This is a genomic window from Parabacteroides sp. ASF519, from assembly GCF_000364265.2.
In the GTDB taxonomy this organism is placed as follows: Bacteria; Bacteroidota; Bacteroidia; order Bacteroidales; family Tannerellaceae; genus Parabacteroides; species Parabacteroides goldsteinii.
This window is the reverse complement of record NZ_AQFV02000006.1, coordinates 2,793,011-2,812,675: the sequence shown is the minus strand read 5'-3', so window position 1 is coordinate 2,812,675 and position 19,665 is coordinate 2,793,011. Positions and strand designations below refer to the sequence as shown.

General features: G+C 43.6%; 14 protein-coding genes. 7 read left to right on the top strand and 7 right to left on the bottom strand.

What is annotated here, in order from left to right; translation table 11 throughout:
* Positions 1 to 118: 118 nt before the first annotated feature.
* From C825_RS10970 to C825_RS10945, 6 genes are all read right to left on the bottom strand, one after another.
* Positions 119 to 1,222 carry a sialidase family protein gene (locus C825_RS10970; protein WP_007658805.1) on the bottom strand — a complete coding sequence of 368 codons (1,104 nt, stop codon included), beginning with the start codon at positions 1,220 to 1,222 and terminating at the stop codon, positions 119 to 121.
* Between the two features lie 41 nt (positions 1,223 to 1,263).
* A complete protein-coding gene (locus C825_RS10965) occupies positions 1,264 to 2,724 on the bottom strand; it encodes a RagB/SusD family nutrient uptake outer membrane protein (RefSeq protein WP_010802485.1) in 1,461 nt (486 codons plus the stop codon).
* A gap of 12 nt (positions 2,725 to 2,736) precedes the next feature.
* Complete coding sequence (locus C825_RS10960; protein ID WP_010802484.1) at positions 2,737 to 6,036, bottom strand: SusC/RagA family TonB-linked outer membrane protein; 3,300 nt, start codon at positions 6,034 to 6,036, stop codon at positions 2,737 to 2,739.
* A gap of 83 nt (positions 6,037 to 6,119) precedes the next feature.
* The gene (locus tag C825_RS10955; protein WP_010802483.1) at positions 6,120 to 7,034 is read right to left on the bottom strand and encodes a dihydrodipicolinate synthase family protein; all 915 of its coding nucleotides are present in this window, start codon (positions 7,032 to 7,034) and stop codon (positions 6,120 to 6,122) included.
* A 13-nt stretch (positions 7,035 to 7,047) separates the two neighbouring features.
* On the bottom strand, positions 7,048 to 9,615 hold the full coding sequence (locus C825_RS10950; protein WP_010802482.1) for a sodium:solute symporter family protein: 2,568 nt from the start codon (positions 9,613 to 9,615) through the stop codon (positions 7,048 to 7,050).
* A gap of 21 nt (positions 9,616 to 9,636) precedes the next feature.
* The gene (locus C825_RS10945) at positions 9,637 to 10,350 is read right to left on the bottom strand and encodes a FadR/GntR family transcriptional regulator (RefSeq protein ID WP_010802481.1); all 714 of its coding nucleotides are present in this window, start codon (positions 10,348 to 10,350) and stop codon (positions 9,637 to 9,639) included.
* Positions 10,351 to 10,741: 391 nt separating this feature from the next.
* On the opposite strand from C825_RS10945, the gene C825_RS10940 reads away from it, so the two are divergent.
* On the top strand, positions 10,742 to 11,260 hold the full coding sequence (locus tag C825_RS10940; protein ID WP_010802480.1) for an HdeD family acid-resistance protein: 519 nt from the start codon (positions 10,742 to 10,744) through the stop codon (positions 11,258 to 11,260).
* A 6-nt stretch (positions 11,261 to 11,266) separates the two neighbouring features.
* Here the strand turns inward: C825_RS10940 and C825_RS10935 are convergent, their stop codons facing one another.
* Positions 11,267 to 12,169 (bottom strand): helix-turn-helix domain-containing protein, encoded by a 903-nt coding sequence (locus tag C825_RS10935; protein WP_010802479.1) that lies wholly within the window; start codon positions 12,167 to 12,169, stop codon positions 11,267 to 11,269.
* Positions 12,170 to 12,405: 236 nt separating this feature from the next.
* Between C825_RS10935 and C825_RS10930 the strand changes: the two genes are divergently transcribed.
* From C825_RS10930 to C825_RS10905, 6 genes are all read left to right on the top strand, one after another.
* Positions 12,406 to 13,023, top strand: coding sequence for a TetR/AcrR family transcriptional regulator (locus C825_RS10930; RefSeq protein WP_007658811.1), 618 nt, complete (start codon positions 12,406 to 12,408; stop codon positions 13,021 to 13,023).
* A gap of 32 nt (positions 13,024 to 13,055) precedes the next feature.
* Positions 13,056 to 14,465, top strand: coding sequence for a TolC family protein (locus C825_RS10925; RefSeq protein WP_044214748.1), 1,410 nt, complete (start codon positions 13,056 to 13,058; stop codon positions 14,463 to 14,465).
* Between the two features lie 39 nt (positions 14,466 to 14,504).
* Positions 14,505 to 15,527 carry an efflux RND transporter periplasmic adaptor subunit gene (locus C825_RS10920; protein ID WP_010802478.1) on the top strand — a complete coding sequence of 341 codons (1,023 nt, stop codon included), beginning with the start codon at positions 14,505 to 14,507 and terminating at the stop codon, positions 15,525 to 15,527.
* A gap of 13 nt (positions 15,528 to 15,540) precedes the next feature.
* Positions 15,541 to 18,666, top strand: coding sequence for an efflux RND transporter permease subunit (locus C825_RS10915; protein ID WP_010802477.1), 3,126 nt, complete (start codon positions 15,541 to 15,543; stop codon positions 18,664 to 18,666).
* Between the two features lie 125 nt (positions 18,667 to 18,791).
* Complete coding sequence (locus C825_RS10910) at positions 18,792 to 19,085, top strand: PG0541 family transporter-associated protein (RefSeq protein ID WP_007658818.1); 294 nt, start codon at positions 18,792 to 18,794, stop codon at positions 19,083 to 19,085.
* Positions 19,086 to 19,091: 6 nt separating this feature from the next.
* A complete protein-coding gene (locus tag C825_RS10905) occupies positions 19,092 to 19,649 on the top strand; it encodes an STM3941 family protein (RefSeq protein WP_010802476.1) in 558 nt (185 codons plus the stop codon).
* Positions 19,650 to 19,665 lie beyond the last annotated feature (16 nt).

The following is a 19,665-nucleotide window of genomic DNA, read 5'->3' as shown; positions in this document are numbered from 1 at the left end:
GAATAAAAAAACATGATTATCAGATTACATCTGCTGTTTTGATGCCTTTTGAGTGATAGAGTCAGGAAAGGGGAGGGTTCAAAATTTTGACACCTCCTCTTTCTTACATCCACTTTTATTACAGTTTCACGTCTGTTTCATCCAATTTGAAACGGACTTCCACAATGGAATGTTTCGCTTTTCCCGGACTCATCTTAATATAAGTAATTGCTATAATAGTCCCGTCCGGTAATATTTCTAACCCCGGATAACCACAGTCCGAACCGGCATAACTATGCAGCAGTTTGATCTTATATTGGCCGGAAGTTCCTTCACGCAAGTCTTTTTCATGTCCTACCCAGGCTACAAAATGACCTTTGGTCGGACTGCCGGGCGCCATATCGCGGAAGACGGCAACCAACCGCCCATCGGGAGCATATTTGATGACATGCCGGTCTCCCGTCAGTCCCCAGGGCGTTTCCTGCAAGGCGCTCCAGGTTTGTCCTTCATCCGTCGATACCATCATTAAAGAGTTTCCGACACGCTTATTTTCACGAGCAATGCAAATCAGACGTTTACCGTCTTCCGAACGGATCACGCAAGGTTCGCAGGGAGCACGGCCTTCCATCTCTCCTACTAAAGTCGATTCCTCCCAGGTCAGACCGCCATCATGGGATATCGATTGCCACAAAGTCAACGGGGGACGGTCCTGGTCATTCAGTCCACGATGGTATAACCCCAGATAATCTCCATTTTTCAATTGGATAATACTGGAAAAAGCCATCACACAGGGTTTACCCAACCTCTTGACCGGACTCCAGCTTTTTCCGCCGTCTTCACTGTAAGTCATAGGCATATCCGGCTGGCCGCAAAAGACAAATAAGCGTTCTTTACCTTTCTTATCCTTCAGGTTGTATATACTCGGACAGTTCCGCATAGTCGACCAGTCCTCGGGAACCGCCTGTTTGGTCCAGGTCAAGCCCGAATCTTTACTGACTGCCAGTAATCCGGCATCACCTCCGTGATCGAAGCTCCATGTACAATAAATCGTTTTATTGTCATCGAGCATCACAGTGGTAGGATGCCCGTTATACAACTCAGGTGTTCCTTCTGAGAGGACGATCTGGCGTCCCCTGTCAGAAGAGATATCCACCCAGGGTAAATTTGGTTTTACCTGCTGTGCCATTACAGGCAATACAGAACCAAGCAATAACGTCTGAAACAATAATAAACCCTTTTTCATCTTCATATATTTTAGAATTCAATAGATATTATTCCTGCGAATTATCTTTGTACATCCGATTCATATCCGTCAGTTTGTTTCAACTGATCATTCAATACCATATCATTATAATTGATCGGCCAGTATAACGGAAAGTCCGGCTTATCATTCAGATTTGGTACTTCATTATAAATATTAATCGCTCCTCCTGAATGGAAACGAACCAGATCGAACCATCTTTTCTGCTCGATAAAGAGCTCTCTCAGACGTTCATCACAAAGTTCCTTCTCCACACTCGCCTTGTCGGCCGGACCAGCATAATTATCCAAGCCGGCACGCTGTCTGACGGCATTCAGGTCAGATAAAGCATCCTGTATCTTATTCAACGCGGCATTTGCTTCTGCACGTAACAAAAGTAAATCACCCCAACGATACACAATCAAATCATCATCAAAATAACGGTCATCCGTATAAACTTTTCCTCTGAACTTATTGGTCTGTGTCAAAATCAGGTTGCCATCCTTATCAACAAGATCGATCATGGCTGATTGGTAACGTTTATCTCCCGGATACTTCAGATAAAGCACCCTGGTCTTCTCACTTGGAGCATACACATGGCGACTCTGATTCGGAGACGTTGCCGCCTCATCCAGATTAACAGCCATCGACAAGTTATCGGTTCTCGATGTCGTATTCGTCGCAATGGAAAGATTGCCCGTTTCATAACGTTCAAAATACAGGGAGAAAATAATCTCCGCATTTCTTTTATTTGCATTATTAAAGACAGAGGCATACTCAGGAAGAAGTTCCACACCACTCTTCTCCACTTCGTTAATTGCATTAACCGCTTCATTCAGATCGGAGTCCCCTCCACTCAACACTTTAGCTTTCCATAGCAGTGCATCCGCTTTCAAAGCATAAGCGGCGGGCTTGGATGAATAGTTCTTGTTTACAAAACCTTCCTCCGGAAACAAAGATAATGACTGTTCGATATCCGACAAGATTTGTTTCATCACCTCTTCCTTCGGGGAACGGGGTTTCAGTTCGATCTTATCAGAAAGAACAGGATCCAGCAGAATAGGCACATCTCCCCATATACGTACTAAAAAGAAATATGTCTGGGCACGCAAATAATAAGTTTCCGCTTTGATTCTGTTTTTATCCGCTTCATTTGTAAAACTCAAACCGTCAATCTTGTACAACAGAAGATTGGTATGATGTATAATGTTATAGGCATCCCGGTAAGAAGGGGCATTGTTTTCAAGCAGATTTTGAGCCCATGCATTTGTGGAAGGTCCGATCTCTCCCACTTTAAAGGCATCTCCCCTGTCTTCTCCATATAAAGAAGTATTATTTAACGCGCGTACTTTATTATATATACCTGTCAGATATGCTTTCGCATCTCCGGAGTTTTTCCAGAATGACTGTGATGTAATTGTAGAGACAGGTTCCACTTCCAGCAAACTGCAACTACTATATAAAGCACAACACACAATCCATAAAAATATCCATATCTTTTTCATTTTCATACCAATTTAAAAAGTTAATCTTGCACCGAAATTGAATTGTATCGGAATAAAATACTCACCTGTTTCCTGTCCGTCATACTGTTCCGGGTTCAAACCGTCAAAAGCAGTGATATAACCCAGGTTATTTGCACCGGCAGTCAGGGATATCCCCTGCATTTTCAATTTGGAGCAAATAGAACGAGGCAGGTCGTAGCTTAATGAGATTTCACGGAAACAGAGGTAATCACCTTTAGAGTAATACGCCGTATTATCTGCGTTTCCATTACTGTTCATACCGGCATAAGCGATGGTACGCATGTGGTTACGATATCCGTTATCCCAGTCAGAAGCCACATCGTAACGAGGATATTTAGCAGTGGCGGCATCTCCCTGACTCCACCAGATATTACCGTTCGTTACGTCGGTTGTCGTAACAATCGCATTACGGGCATTGGCGTTGGCACGGCATCTCCACACATTTGCTATCGAATGGCCCAAGGCATAATCGACCACAAAACGGAACGTAAACCCTTTATAACCCAATGTGTTTATCAATGCTCCCTTTTTGTCCGGGTTAGCCCAACCGATAAACACGATATCCTTATCGTCGATAACTCCGTTTCCATCCATATCGGCCCATATGGCATCACCGGCTACTTTGTTTTTGCCTATTTTAGAACCGGAGACTTTTGTATCTTCAGGAGCCAGTGCAGCCGCCTCATCGGTATCATAAACACCCAGGTATTTATATCCCCAACGTCCGCCGATCCGTTCTCCTTCAGCCAGGCCTCCGGCTTCAATATATGTTCCGCTCTTCGTATCCCAGATCAGACCACCCTGTACACGATTCTTATCGCGTCCGTTATCAGGAAGTTCTTTCATATAAGTACGGTTCATGGCAAAAGTAGCTGTAATATCCCAACTGACAGGACCTCCGGACAATGGACGGGCAGTCAATGACAGTTCAATACCCTTGTTCTGTACAACACCCAAATTAGCCTTTATAGAACTAAATCCGGTCTGGGCAGGGAGCGATTTATCATACAACCGGTCGGAAGTCAGCTTGTTATAGCCGGTAAAAGAAAACTCGATACGATTGTTCAGAAATCCGGTATCGAAACCATAATCCACATTCGAGGTAGTTTCCCAAACCAGGCTGTTATTCGCCAGAACACTATTCAGGACACCCGGATTCCCGCCATACAAATAAGAGGCATATTCACCCTGTGTATTTGAATATGACAGTTTGTTATTACCGGTCTGGCCCCAACTGGCTCTCAGTTTTAAACGGCTGGCAATTTGTTTCGGGAACCACTCTTCATAATGCATATTCCAGCCGCCGGAGAATGCGGGGAACAAAGCAAACTTATGATCTTCAGCAAACTGAGAGGCTCCGTCGTAACGTAAAGAGGCAGTCAGCAGATAACGGCGGTCGTAATCATAATTCACACGGGTAAAGAAACCGACAAGTATTTCTTTTTCCAGCGTAGATGTTGTCCGTTGTTCTGTCGGTTTCGTCGGGGCAAGTGTCGGGATATAATCGGTCGGAGCTTCCGAGCCTGTTCCTTTCAGAAAATAATTATCATTCTTCGTGTAATTCATACCCAACAGTGCGTTAATCGTATTCTTCTTAAATTTCTTGTCATAAGTGAATACGGCATCTGCCATGATTTGTTTGCGTTGGTCATGTCTCTCCAAGGTTTTGCGCCCTTTGTTGAAATCATTGTATTTTTCAAAAAAACGATAAATGTTTTCCTGCATATAATAAGATGCCGACGGTTTGAAATGCAGTCCCTCAATGATTTCCCAATCCAATCCCAGCTGGAATGTATTACGATAGGCTTTATCTGTAATATCCTGATAATACAGTTCATGCAAACGGTTTCGCGGAGAACCGCCGGATTCGCCGATACCCGGTGTCCCGTCATCATAATACAAACGGAAAGTTGTCGGATAGCGGGAAGAACGGTCCAGAGTGCTGGTCCCTGAATTTTCAGGGTCTGTCGATTTATTGGCTATTGTTGAATGTTTGAGGCCGACCGACAGGCTTATATGATCCTGCAACTTATAATTACCGTTAGCGGTCAGGCTAAACCGGTCATATCCTGTTCCCAGAACCATACCCTCGGCATCGATGTAACCTAAACTGACGTAATAGTTCGCACGATCATTCCCTCCGGAAGCATTCACATCATAATTATGCGTCAGTCCCGTTTGGAAAAGTACATCTTTCTGATAGTTATTATCTTTAAAAATAAGGGTTTTACCTGAATAAGGGTCTTTCATTGTCTGATATCCCTGATTACCTAGCAGGTCATCGACATAAGATTGTCCCATATTATTGACCAGGTCATCCATGTATTCTGTCGTAAAGCGGGAATATCCGTAACCGGTCAACGAACCATTTTTATAATTTATATTCCCTGTTGAATACGGATAGGCTCCACCTTCCAGGCGGCCGGTCACGTTTGCATCGTTTATTCCCCTCGCTCCTGCCAGACGGGAAGCATATAAATAATCCTCTGCGTTTGAAAACGGATAATGTGTACGAATACGTTCTATTCCCAACCGATAAGAGGCGTTAATTGTCGCTTTTCCATCTTTTGAAGAGCCTTGTTTTGTAGTTATCAGAATAATACCATTCGCCGCCTTTGCTCCGTAGATTGCTGCTGACGCCGCATCTTTAAGAACCTCCATTGACTCGATATCTTCCTGGTTGATACCGTTCATATTGTCGCGTAAGACACCGTCTATAACGAACAGCGGAGTATCCTTGGAAGGATCTGTCGAACCGCCACGGATCAGGACAACAGGTTGCGCCCCCGGCTGACCGGTCGTCTGACGGATATCCAGACCTGCCACTTTCCCTTGCAAATTATTTAGTGGAGATGCAGAGACGGAACTCAGCAACTCTCCTTTCTTTACGGAAACGACGCCGGAAGTTACTGTGGCTCTGGATTGGGTTCCATAACCAATAGCGACGACTTCATCCAGTGCAAAAGACTCGTCTTTCAATATAATTTCGTAAAAAGTTTTATCCGTTACTTTCACCTCCGCGGTTGTCATACCAATAAAAGAAACGTCCAGTTGTGATTTTTTCGGCACTCTGAGTGTGAATTTACCATTCAGGTCTGTTGTCGTACCAATTGTAGTATTTTTGACAATAATAGCCGCTCCTAAAACAGGCTCACCTGTTGCATCTTTCACTATGCCACTGATTTCCATTTCTGTCTGTAAACTGCTTTGTTGTGCAACTACAGAACTAATCGTCCCAAAAATTGTCAACAAAACAATAAAAAGGCATTTAAATCCATCTAATTTTCTCATCTTTGTATTGCTTTTAAAGAATATTTTAAAGTAAGATCAGGGGTTATAAGCCGGCCAAAGTTTATCTGCCCCTTTTCTTTTTTTTATTTTTTGTCAAAGAAGCTGATTTTCATCAAGTCTTCTTTTAGTGTTTTATATTCCTCATCGCTGAATGGGGCGATGGGTAACCGGCAGCTTCCACAGTCAATGCCGATCAAATTCATAATAGCTTTTCCTCCTCTTACACCTCCTCCGTATTTAATAATTATTTTTACTACTTCTATCGATCTCATCTGCAATTTTCTGGCAGTCTCCAGATCGCCAGACTCCATTGCTTTCATAATTCCAAGATACACATCCGACAAATAGTTGTAGGTACTGCCTACCCCTGCTTCAGCACCGAACACCAGTCCGGAAATCAGAATTTCGTCATATCCGTGCAGAACTTCAAACTCTCCATTATTTAATGCCAGGCATTCACCCATTTCCATCAGGTTGTTATGGGTAAATTTTGTTCCGGCTAAATTGGGTATACTCTTTTTTCCTTCTACCAAAAACTCTGCCACCGGCAACGATACTCCCGTCATCGAAGGCATATTGTAATAGTAAAAAGGAAGCTCTCCGGCACTTTTTGCTATCGGGGCAAAAAAGGCGATCAGCTCTTTAACCGTAGCCGGTTTGAAGAAACAAGGTGCCATTGCCGCAATCGCATCTGCTCCCGATCCATAAGCATGTTTCGCCAAATCCATCGATTCAAAGAGGGAATCGCTCCCGACATGGGCTATAACCTTAAACCGGCCATCGGCAGATTTCACCCATTGTTCCAGGATATTTTTCCGCTCTTCCACGGTCAACGACAGCGATTCACCGGTCGTACCGCAAACAAACACTCCAGTCATTCCTGACTTTGCCATCAGATCGGCATACTTACCGATCACAGGCAGATTAACCTTTCCTTCCGCATCCATCGGAGTAAAAGATGCGGCAATCAGTCCTTTCAGACGTTGATAATTTTTCATTTGCTTTTGTTTTTTATTTGGATAATACTTTATAGATTGTCAGATGATCTATATTTTTCCTATCACCCGGGAACAAACAACTGACCAGATAGCCTATAACGAAACAGGAGACAAAACCGGTTGTTGTATATAATAAGAGATGAACGGTCTGAAAATGTATCATTGTCAACTGCACCATAATACTTCCAATGATACCACACAAAGCCCCTGTCGCATTAGCTCTTCGTGTAATCATTCCGAGCAAGAACAATCCTCCCAGACTGCCCAAAATGATTCCCAGTATTTTATTGAATTCATCCCATAACGAGTTAATATCCCAGGTAGCCATCAGGTAAGCGAAAAAAATTCCGGCCGCTCCCAATAACATCGTAGCAATCTTAGCCACCTTCAAATCGACCTTGTGGTGATTTATTTTTGAATGAATGTCGGTCACATAGGCTGTCGCTGCTGAATTCATGCTACTGCTCAATGTTGACATGGCAGCAGCTAAAATCCCGGAAATCAACAGACCGACCACTCCCTGCGGTAACTCGGAATAAATATACCAGGGGAGAATCGCATCTCCGTCAGAAACAGTTATGCTGAGTTCTAGCGGGTTGTGTTTATAATAAACATATAATACCGTCCCGACAAAGAAAAACAGCAATGTGGCAGGAATAGTCAATACGGCATTTGTCAATACACTTTTCCGGGCCTGCTTTTCCGTTCCGGTTGTCATATAACGCTGAACCATCGTTTGATCGGTACCATAAGTCGTCAGGTTTGTAAAAAATGTAGCAATCAAAACCGTCCATAATGTAGATTGTTTCAAATTGAAATCAAAACTACCCAGAGAGAATTTGCTATCGACAGCGGCTTCACGGACAATACCGGAAAATCCTTCCGGGATATTAAATACCGCCACAATCACAACCAATATCGCCCCTCCCAACAGGATCACCACCTGCAAAGCGTCTGTCCAGACCACCGCTTCGATGCCGCCTATCATCGTATAAATCAGACTTAAAACACCCATCAAACCAATACATAAAAATATATTGAAACCGGTTATCACATTCAATGCTATTGCAGGAAGATACATGACAATCCCCATTCGACCGACCTGAAACAAAATGAAAGCAAGGCTACAAATTACCCGGATCAACGAATTAAAACGTAATTCCAAATATTCATACGCTGTCGTAACATTCAGTTTACGATAAAAGGGAATGAACAAATAGAGTATCACCGGTACGACCATTAATATACCGACATTAACCAGCATATAACTCCAATCGGAAGCATAGGCTTTTGCCGGTATCGACATAAATGTTATCGCACTCAGACTAGTACCGAAAATACTCAATCCCACCGCCCACCAAGGCAATCGTCCCCCTCCTTTAAAATAATCTTCCGTATTTTTCTGCCTCTTTGAAAAATAGTAACCGATCCATGCCAACAATGCAAAATAGATACCGATCACTGCAATATTCAAAAATCCCAGCTTTTTCTCAAACGGGATAATTTCCCCTTGTACTATTTCAGGTGTACGAATTCCCGGTTTCACTTCACCGCTTGTAATATAAAAAGCGTTATCTTTTTTTGCAATACTGGTCGTTACCGGAAGAATATAAGGAGATATTTCTCTTTCTACCAATGTATTTGTGATCGTATGATACAGCCTTACCGTGTTATCAAAACCGGGATGATCGGCAGAACCGGGAATCAATTGCGGAACACCGCCAAACAATAGGATATGATTAATCCCGGTTGGCAAAGCGGTCCCAGCCATCACAGGAAACTGCCGGTCTAATTTCTTCCAGCTTTTCATCCGCGGATTATAAACGAATCCGTCAGTCAGCACTTTCACTGTTCCGTCTGCCTGGTAGTTTCTGCCGCTGAACAGATAAAAACATTTATCAAACCCATCACTCTGTACGGCAGATACAGCGTAACCTCTAGGCTCTCCCGGCCATGTAGCAAGTTCCTGCCATCCTTTTTTCAGGTCTGAAAGATCTAATTTATAAAAATGGCCGGTTGCAGCCTGTTCTTTCATACTGACTTGTCCCCCTGCCACATAGATACAGTTATTTAAAAGGGCACCGGTCGCATTTGCCAAAGGGACAGGCAACGCAGGCCAGGATAATGACAATTCTATTTGCCGGTTCTTTTTCCGGATAAGAAAAACATCCTTATAACACTGAATGGAATCACATCCACCGATGCACAGCAAACCTCCCGGTAACTCGACAGACACACCATAAGCCCGGGAGTCTGGTAAGACCTCTTCTGCTATTTCCCATGTAGCAGATGAATCTTTTGCATCAATATAATAGATGGTATTCCACCATTCCTTCGTTCCTCCCTCCCAGGGCATCGCTTCCGGAAAATTAGCACCGCCTGCAATGACTAACGTATTTCCAATAAAGCCGGAAAAAGCACCTGCCACTCCGATATTGGGTTCATTATCGACAGCAGGAAGGCACAAAGAGTTACTCCATTCTATCTTATCACGGGATAGAGGGGATAATGCCAAAACCTGATGAGAAACAGACAAGCAAAATAAAAAGAAAATGAGTTTTTTTATAGTATCGTAGATCATTCCAAGGTTGTTTTTCAAATGCTATACTCTATTATTCATAAATATTTTATACACGGCAAAATGTTTCTCCAACGCCCTACGGAAACCTTCTTCATCTTTTTTCTTTATAAACTCAAGCAGATCTTCATGAGTCACAATCTCTCCTTTTTCCTTCATCTCTATATTGATCGGCTCTAACAGGTCTTTGAATTTATCTTTTACAAAGACCATCACAGGGTGAATAATTCCCTGAAATTCAGAAATAGTTCTATTTCCTGTTATCTCATAAAGTTTTGCATGAAAAGTAAATTCGCTGACCGGTGCATATTCATTATTTTCAAACATTACTCCCATCTTCACGATCTCTTCAAGCTCGGCTATATCTTCAGAAGTTATATTTCTGAAAAGGTCACTACAAATACCTATTTCCAAAGCTATTCTAAAACCCAATATATCAAACAAAGATTCTTCACTTAAAATACGAGGATCGACGACCCGTTTCATTCCTCCCAATATGGAAGGTTCTGTTAAAATCATCCCACGCCGTGTGCGTGATTCAATCATACCCATCATTTTCAGACGACTGAGTGCCTCTCTCAACACATTACGGGCTACACCTAAAGTAGCCGCCAACTCTAATTCGTTAGGGATCGGATCACCTGTACGCAAATCATTGTTCTTAAAGTAATTAAGCAACTTATCTTCTACCTGATCCACCAGAGTTACAGATTGATTGTATATTTTTAGTTTGTCCATATATATTAATTTGAGGTTTATAATACTATTAATCCTATTTGTCTGACAAATTAATGTATTATTTATTTAACAAACAAACATAAATTATCATTTAACTATATTTTACTACATATTACATTACTCAAACACTTACATCCCTATAGATTTTCATTACAACATTATGACAATATCATATATAACAATACAACTTTCTCATATATTATGATATAACATTCTCATAATATATGCGATTATAATATCATAATATATGATACTTTTATAAATAAGGAACAAACTGTACGGAACCCTTTACTCCCGTTTTTTAGCATTATAAATACAGGATTTTTCCATATAATAAAGAAAATAACGTATCTTCGTTGTTATATATAAAGAAAGACAAAAGAATATCCATATGAAAAGAATTAACAACTCAGTCTTACGCAGTGCGTTTGCCATGATTTTAGGATTCGTACTGGTCTTATGGCCGGAAGCAGCTGTCACCTATCTGGTTATTACTATCGGTATCTGCTTTATTATACCTGGTATATTTTCTCTACTGAATTATTTCACCCGGGAAAAGGTAGAAGGGGAACCCTCCCCCATGTTTCCGATAGACGGAGCCGGAAGCATTTTGTTTGGGGCATGGCTTGTTATCATGCCGGAATTTTTTGTTAATATATTAATGTATATCCTGGGAGCCTTATTAGTAATTGCCGGAGTCCAGCAAATCGCGATGCTTGTTTCAGCCCGCAAATGGAGTATGGTGCCGTTCGGCTTCTATGTAATGCCGGCCCTGATCTTACTGACAGGCATCATGATCATTGCCTATCCGTTCGGGGCCGCCGCTAATACATTTGTGATCTTTGGCGTTGCCAGCATTTTCTATGGTATAATAGAATTAATCAACTGGTATAAATTCCGCCAAAGATGAAAAGAATCAGGATTTGCGGTATTCCATCGGGGAAATACCCATATGCTTCTTAAAGAATTTTCCAAATGTAGACTGATCGGAAAAATGCAGCATATCGGCTACCTGTTGCACGGTCGCCTGCGGGGCTTTCAGCAGGATCTTTGCTTCGACGATCAACGCATCGTCAATCCACTTATTAGCAGATTTTCCGGTCAGTTCCTTTAATATCAAGGACAAATATTGCGGAGTTATAAACAGTTTTTCCGCATAGAATGTAACTACATGCTGCTCTTTGCAATGTTCGAACAACAATTGAAGGAACTGCTCAAACAGTTCCTCCTTTCGGGAAAGGGCAGGCATCAGCAAACCATCCTTCTTTCCCATGAAAATATTAGCTATTTCCAGCAGAAACCCGACAAACGCATTCTGCATTACCTCTTTCTGAAAAAAATGCGTCCGGTTCTTTATTTTACTTCTCAACAATTCTATGTAATTATCTACCAGCTCTGTCTCCTGGGCTTCAAAAGTCGTACATGGATTCTTCCTTAGCTGCATATAATTAGCCATCGAAGGACTGCGCTTGGCCGTGTTGCATTCATCCAGAAACTCACGTGAAATAACCAGTAACTTTCCTTTAAATCCTTTGCTGACCTTGTTAAGCTGTATCGTATGCGTCGGCATAATGATAGTAAAACTATTCGCTCCAATAGTATAAGGAACATAGTCGAGGGCTATTTCCGAAGAGCCTTCCAACACCAATACCATCAACAATGCATCCAACCGCATCGGCATCGTATGATCTTGTACATCCTGATCGTCCAATTCACTGTGTCCGTCAATATCTGCGATCAAAAAAATATCCTGGAAGCTGTCGCGGATGATGATACCTTTATTCAATTCCGCAAACTTTATTAAAGGAAGATTCTCCATAATTTTATATTTTACTCATCATTATAGTCACCACAAAGATAAGTATTGTTTATAATTTCACAAGAGATATGTTTCATTTTTTACCAATATAGACATCTTCTCCACCTAAAAGACTTTGTTTTTTAAAAGCATCTTTCGTTTCAGACCAATCCTGTAACAGAATAAACCTTTTGAGTTTTCTAAAATAGACAGACCTTTGTCACCGAGCATAGTACAGATGATTCAAAAAAATATATATGACAAAGGAACAAGTAATGACGACGGCATTGGATATGTTCTCACAATACGGAATAAAAAGTGTGAGCATGGACGATATTGCCCGGAATACAGGTATTTCAAAGCGAACGATTTATGAATTCTTCGAAGATAAGGAGACTTTATTGCAGGAAGCGATAAAGTACCACAACAACACTATGCGGAAAATACTTAGTGAACTGGAAAAAGGACCGTTTACGGCTCTTGACGTTTTCGTCCTTTTTTACGAAGAATTCATGAAACATCCCCGCTGGTATATCAAAAGATATTACGATGATCTGAAACGCTATCCCAAAGCAGTGGAACAGGCAGAAAAAGACAAAGCCGATTTTACAACAAGATGCATCAAGCTCCTGAACCGCGGCGGAAAAGAGGGTGTTTTCCAGAAAGACCTGAATATCGAGATATTGGCTTTGCTGGCAAAAGAACAACTGAAAATGATCCAACCGTCAAAAGCGTTTGTAAACCATTCGGTGACAGAAGTATTCCAGACGGTACTGTTTACTTTTCTCCGGGGTATCTGCACAGAGAAAGGTATGGTGATTTTAGAGCGTTACGCCTTGAAACATTCGTACGATATGTTGTCAAGAAAGGAATAATACAGAATTATATTCAAATCAAATCTATTTAAATGGAACGAGTATTTATTAGCAAAAAGAGGATGTGGATGGTTGTGATGTTGCTACCTTCTCTATTCTTTTCCACCGTCAAAGCACAGGAAGTCCTGACGCTCGACCTGGAAAAAGCACTGGAGATTGCGCTGAGTGAAAACCCGACCGTGAAAGTCGCAGACAAGGAAATCGAAAAGAAAAAGTATGCACAGAAAGGTTCCTATGCTGCTCTGTTCCCTCAGGTCAGTTTTACAGCTGACTACACCAGGACATTGAAAAAACAGGTAATGTATATGGACGGTTTCGATATGGGCAGTGGTGAAGGTTCAGGAGAAACAGGAGGAGCCGGAGGATCAGCCGGTATGGAAAGTATCGATATGAGCAAAGGTATCGAAGTGGGCCGTGATAACAACTGGACTACCGGTTTCAACGCATCCATGCCGCTTGTGAACGCAACATTATGGAAAAGCCTCAGCATCTCAGCATTAGATGTGGAATTATCTATCGAACAGGCACGATCTTCCAAAATATCTATGGTAAATCAGGTTAAGAAGAGCTTCTATGCCGTGTTACTGGCAAACGATTCTTACCGGGTTTTCAAGGAAAGCTACGATAATGCCATGGAAAACTACCTGGATATTAAGAAGAAGTATGAACAGGGAACAGTGGCCGAATATGACCTGATCCGTGCAGACGTTACAGTCAAGAACAGCGAACCGAATATGCTTCAGGCTGAAAACTCGCTGGTACTGGCCAAGTGGCAGTTGAAAGCTCTTATGGGAATGGACCTGGAGCAGGAGATCGATTGTACAGGGCAATTAGCCGATTTCGAATCGGTCCTTTTTGCCGATTATATAGCAACAGACACGACACTGACTGCCAACTCTGATTTGAAACAGATCGATCTGCAGGCACAACAATTGAAGAAAACATTGCTCATGCAGAAATTCGATTATCTGCCGACGTTATCACTGACAGGCATGTATCAGTGGAATGCCATGAACAACGATTTCAAATTTAAGAATTACAACTGGACTCCCTATTCGATCATAGGGGTATCGCTTTCAATTCCGATCTTCTCCGGAGGTAGTAAATATCATACTATCAAACAGACGCAAGTATCTATCCACCAAATGGATCTGCAACGAGAAGACACGAAACGCAATCTGCAATTGGCTGTAAAACAGTATCTGGATAACATGAAAACCTGTGTAAAACAATTCGATGCCGCCCAAAAGGGAGTCGAACAAGCCAACAGAGGCTATAAGATTGCCCAGAAACGTTACGACACCGGCGGCGGTACATTGCTTGAAATGAATGATGCAGAACTGGCGCTGACACAAGCGAAATTGAATCTTAACCAGTCCATCTACAATTATATGGTTGCCAAATCGGATATGGAAAAAGTCTTAGGTCAAGAAACGTATTAAGAAACAAGTATGAGTACAAAAATAAAAACAGTTTACAATATGAAAACACGTGAAATGCTGAAAGTTATCCCACTTATTACATTAGCCCTGCTGATGTCATGTTCGGGTGAAAAGAAGGACGCAGCGACAGATACCCATGATGAAAAAGTAAAAGTGAAGATAGAGCAGGTATCCTCTCAGGATGTAGACCAGATAGCAGATTTTACTGCAACAGTAGAGGCCAATATAAAGAATAATATCGCACCTCAGTCGCCGGTTCGTATTGCGAAGCTGTTTGCCGAAGTTGGCGATCATGTAAAAGAGGGTCAGGTACTTGTCAAAATGGACGAAACAAACCTGCAACAGGCAAAGATCCAACTGGACAACCAGGAAATCGAGTTCAACCGTATCGACGAACTTTATAAAGTAGGCGGTGCCTCCAAATCGGCCTGGGATGCCCAGAAAACTCAGTTGGACGTAAGCCGTGCCAGCTATAAGAACTTGCAGGAGAACACACAGCTGTTAAGCCCGATAAGCGGTATCATCACTGCCCGTAATTATGACAGCGGCGATATGTACAGCGGTGGAGAACCGATCTATACGGTTGAACAAATCCGTCCGGTCAAACTATTTGTAAACGTATCCGAAAGCTATTTTACAGATGTAAAAAAAGGAAACGAAGTGGACATCAAACTCGATGTATACGGTGACGAAGTATTCAAAGGCAAAGTAAGCCTGGTCTATCCGACCATCGACGCTTCAACCCGCACCTTCCCTGTTGAGATCAAGATTGTCAACACTGATGAGCGCGTCCGCCCGGGAATGTTCGCCCGTGCAACCATGAACTTCGGTACACTCAACCACGTTGTTGCTCCGGATCAGGCGATTGTTAAACAATCCGGATCAGGCGACCGCTACATCTATGTGTACAAAAACGGAAAAGTATCCTATCAAAAGGTAGAATTGGGACGTCGTATGGGTAACAAATACGAAATCGTATCAGGCGTAGAAAACGGAGACCACGTGGTAATTACCGGTCAGAACCGTTTGACTAATGGAATGGAAGTTGAAATTGACAAGTAAGAAATAAAAGTATATGAGCTTATATGCAACAGCGGTAAAAAAACCGGTGACCACCGCCCTCGTGTTCGTGGCTGTGGTGATCATGGGTCTTTTTTCCTTAACCCGATTATCAGTCGACCTGTTCCCGGAGATTGAAACCAACATGATCATGGTCATGACGGCCTATCCCGGTGCCAGTGCCAGTGATATTGAAATGAACGTCTCCAAACCGTTGGAGAACGTACTGAATAGTGTGAGTGACCTGAAACATATCACTTCGCAATCCAGAGAAAACATCTCTATCGTAACTCTCGAATTCGAATACGGGACCGATATAGACGTGGCAACCAACGACGTTCGCGACAAGTTGGACGTCGTGGAGTCGTCCCTTCCCGATGATGTGGAAAATCCTATCATCTTCAAGTTCGGTACCGACGACATTCCTATCCTGTTGCTATCCGTGACAGCAGAGGAAAGTACCAACGCCCTTTACAAGATTCTGGATGATAAAGTATCCAACCCGTTGGCCCGTATCAGCGGCGTAGGTGCCGTATCCATCTCAGGAGCCCCTGTCCGTGAAGTGCAAGTGTATTGCGATCCTTACAAGTTGGAAGCCTATGGCCTGACAATCGAAGGGATTTCAAATATCATCGCACAGGAAAACCGGAATACCCCGGGCGGTAGCATCGATATCGGTTCGAATACCTACACACTGCGTGTACAAGGTGAATTCACCGATGCCCGCCAGATGCTCGACCTCGTAGTAGGAAGCAGCAACGGCAGGAATGTTTATCTGCGCGACGTAGCGGACGTAAAAGACTACGTGGAAGAACGTGCACAGGAAACCTTCAACAACGGCGGCCGCGGCGGTATGATCGTTATCCAGAAACAGTCGGGCGCCAATTCGGTGAACATCGCCAAAAAGGTACACGATAAGTTACCCGAAATACAGGCCAGCCTGCCTTCCGATGTAAAATTAGGTGTGATCGTGGATACATCCACCAACATTTTGAACACGATCGACAGTTTGAAAGAAACGATCATGATCACCTTCATTGTCGTAATGTTCGTGGTATTCATCTTCCTCGGACGCTGGAGAGCGACGTTCATCATTATCCTGACAATCCCGATTTCTCTGATAGCCGCCTTCGCTTATCTGCTGGCTTCAGGAAATACGCTGAATATTATCTCACTGAGTTCGCTTTCTATCGCCATCGGTATGGTGGTGGATGATGCGATCGTTGTATTAGAAAACGTAACGACCCATATCGAGCGGGGTAGCAAGCCGAAGCAGGCCGCCGTACATGCGACCAATGAGGTAGCCATCTCCGTTATCGCTTCTACGCTGACCATGCTGGCCGTGTTCCTGCCGTTGACGATGGTAACCGGTATGGCGGGTATCCTGTTCAAACAGTTGGGTTGGATCGTTAGTATCATTATGATCGTATCGACAGTAGGCGCTTTGACGCTGACTCCGATGCTTTGTTCACAGTTGCTGCGCCTCGATCCGAAGAAAGGTCGTTTGTACGTGCTATTCTTCACTCCGATCGAGAAAGCATTGAATGCGCTCGATGTAGCTTACGCACGCTTTCTGAGTTGGGCCGTACGCCATCGTAAAACAGTCATCTTCGGTGCCATGCTGATATTCGCAGGGAGCATGATGCTGGTTCCGACCGTCAAAACGGAGTTTTTCCCGACACAGGACAACGGCCGCGTCGGTATCACGATCGAACTGCCGATCGGTACCCGTCAGGAAATCACCCGCGATCTGGCTTTGCGCATCGACAAACAGTTCCGCGAAAAGTATCCGGAAATAGATGTATTGAACTTCAGCGAAGGACAGGCTGACACCGACAATACCTTCGCACAACTTAGCGACAACGGTTCGCACATCATCGAAATGAATGTCGGGTTAAGCAGCGTGGGAGACCGCGAACGCGGATTGATCGAGATTTGCGACCTGATGCGTAAAGACCTGGCTCAATATTCGGAAATCAAGGAATATAAAGTACTGGCCGGTGGTTCTTCCGGCGGTGCAGGTGGCGAAACGACCGTCGATGTGGAAATCTATGGTTTCGACTTCGAAAAGACCGATATCGTAGCTGCCGAACTGGCCCGCCGCCTCGAAACCCTGAAAGGTTGTTCGCAGGTGAACATCAGTCGTAAAGATTATATCCCGGAATATCAGGTAGACTTCGACCGCGAAAAGCTGGCGATGAACGGCCTGAATGTAACTACGGCCTCCACGTATCTTCGTAACCGTATCAACGGCTCCACCGCTTCAAAATATCGTGAAGATGGCGACGAATATGATATAAAGGTACGTTATGCCCCGGAATTCCGCCAGTCGGTAGAAGACATCGAAAATATCATCATCTACAACAGTGCCGGACAAGGCGTTCGTATCCGCGACGTGGGTAAAGTTGTAGAACGTATGACCCCGCCGACTATCGAGCGTAAGAACCGCGAACGTATCATTACCGTTTCGGCCGTTGTAGCCCAGGGTGCCGCATTGAGTGACCTGGTAGAACAAACCCGTGCCGAACTGAAAAAGATGGATATTCCGTCTGAAATTAGCTGGCAGTTGGGTGGTACTTTCGAAGACCAGCAGGATACATTCGCCGATCTGGGTATATTGATGGTATTGATTATCATCCTCGTATTCATCGTGATGGCCGCCCAGTTCGAGTCGCTGACCGACCCGTTTGTGATTATGTTCTCTATCCCGTTCGCCTTTACCGGGGTTGTCCTGGGATTGTCTATCACACAAACGCCGCTGGGTGTAATGGCATTGATCGGTGTGATCATGTTGATGGGTATCGTGGTAAAGAACGGTATCGTGCTGATCGACTACACCATCCTTTGTCGCGAACGTGGAATGAGTATCCTGACAGCTGCTGTTACAGCCGGTAAATCCCGTCTCCGTCCGGTATTGATGACCACACTGACCACTGTGCTGGGTATGATCCCGATGGCGGTCGGTACAGGTGAAGGTTCCGAAATGTGGCGTTCGATGGGTATGACGGTTGCCTGGGGGCTTGCCGTTTCGACCCTGATCACGCTGGTTATCGTGCCGGTTGTCTATTGTACATTTGCCGGGAACGGGGTGAAACGCCGCCGCCGCAAAATCGCTAAACTGAACCAGCTGGAACAATTATAAAACAGACAAACCGGGAAGTGGGACTTCCCAGTACCAGGAAGAAGGTATTTCCAGCATTGGGAACGATCTCTTCCCAGTACCGGGAACCACCCGCTTCCGGATATAACATTAAAATATAAAGAACAATGAAAGCTATATTCATATCATTCAATCAGGCCTATTACGAAATGATCCTCAGTATCATGGACCGTAATAATATCCGCGGTTTCACCTACTGGGAAGAAGTGCAGGGACGTGGCAGCAAGAACGGCGAGCCCCATTACGGCAGCCACGCCTGGCCTACCCTCAATTCTGCCATACTGGCAATGGTCCCGGACGAAAAGGTAGACCCTTTCCTTGACCTGCTGCATAAGATGGATTTACAGACAGAAGCCCAGGGATTACGTGCATTCGTATGGAATATCGAGAAATCAATTTGATAAGGTATGGAAACACCTTCTGTAACCACATTCAAATTGAGCAGGCATAAAAAGAGAGGACTGTTTCTGACAACAATCCTCTCTGCCCTGATCGGTACCGGAGCCTTGTACGCAGCCAACGGACTCCAATACGGTGAAGGCCGTTTTGTTTTCATCGCTATCGGAGTATTCGCGTTGCTCACCACTTTCTTCTGTTTCATCAGTTATTCCTTTCTGACCCGGGAAAGTTTCAAAGCCATCTATATCTCTGAAGAAGGGATTAACGACATTTCGACCGGTAACCGGATCGGAACAATTTTATGGAAAGATGTTGAAAGTATCAAAATAATGGACGATATTAGCAACCTGAAACGTAAATATATCGTACTGAAGGTCAGGAACCCGAACGAATATATTGACAGGGAGCCCACACGTAGTAAGAAGCGCTCGCTGGAACTACGGCTTCAATACTACGGATCACCTATTTGTATTTCCAGCCGTGCGCTGGATTGCACTTTTGAGGAATTAAAACAGGCCGTATTCGACAGATACGACCTCTATAAAGCCTCACACAAAGAGGCATAGTATATCAAGAAGAAAT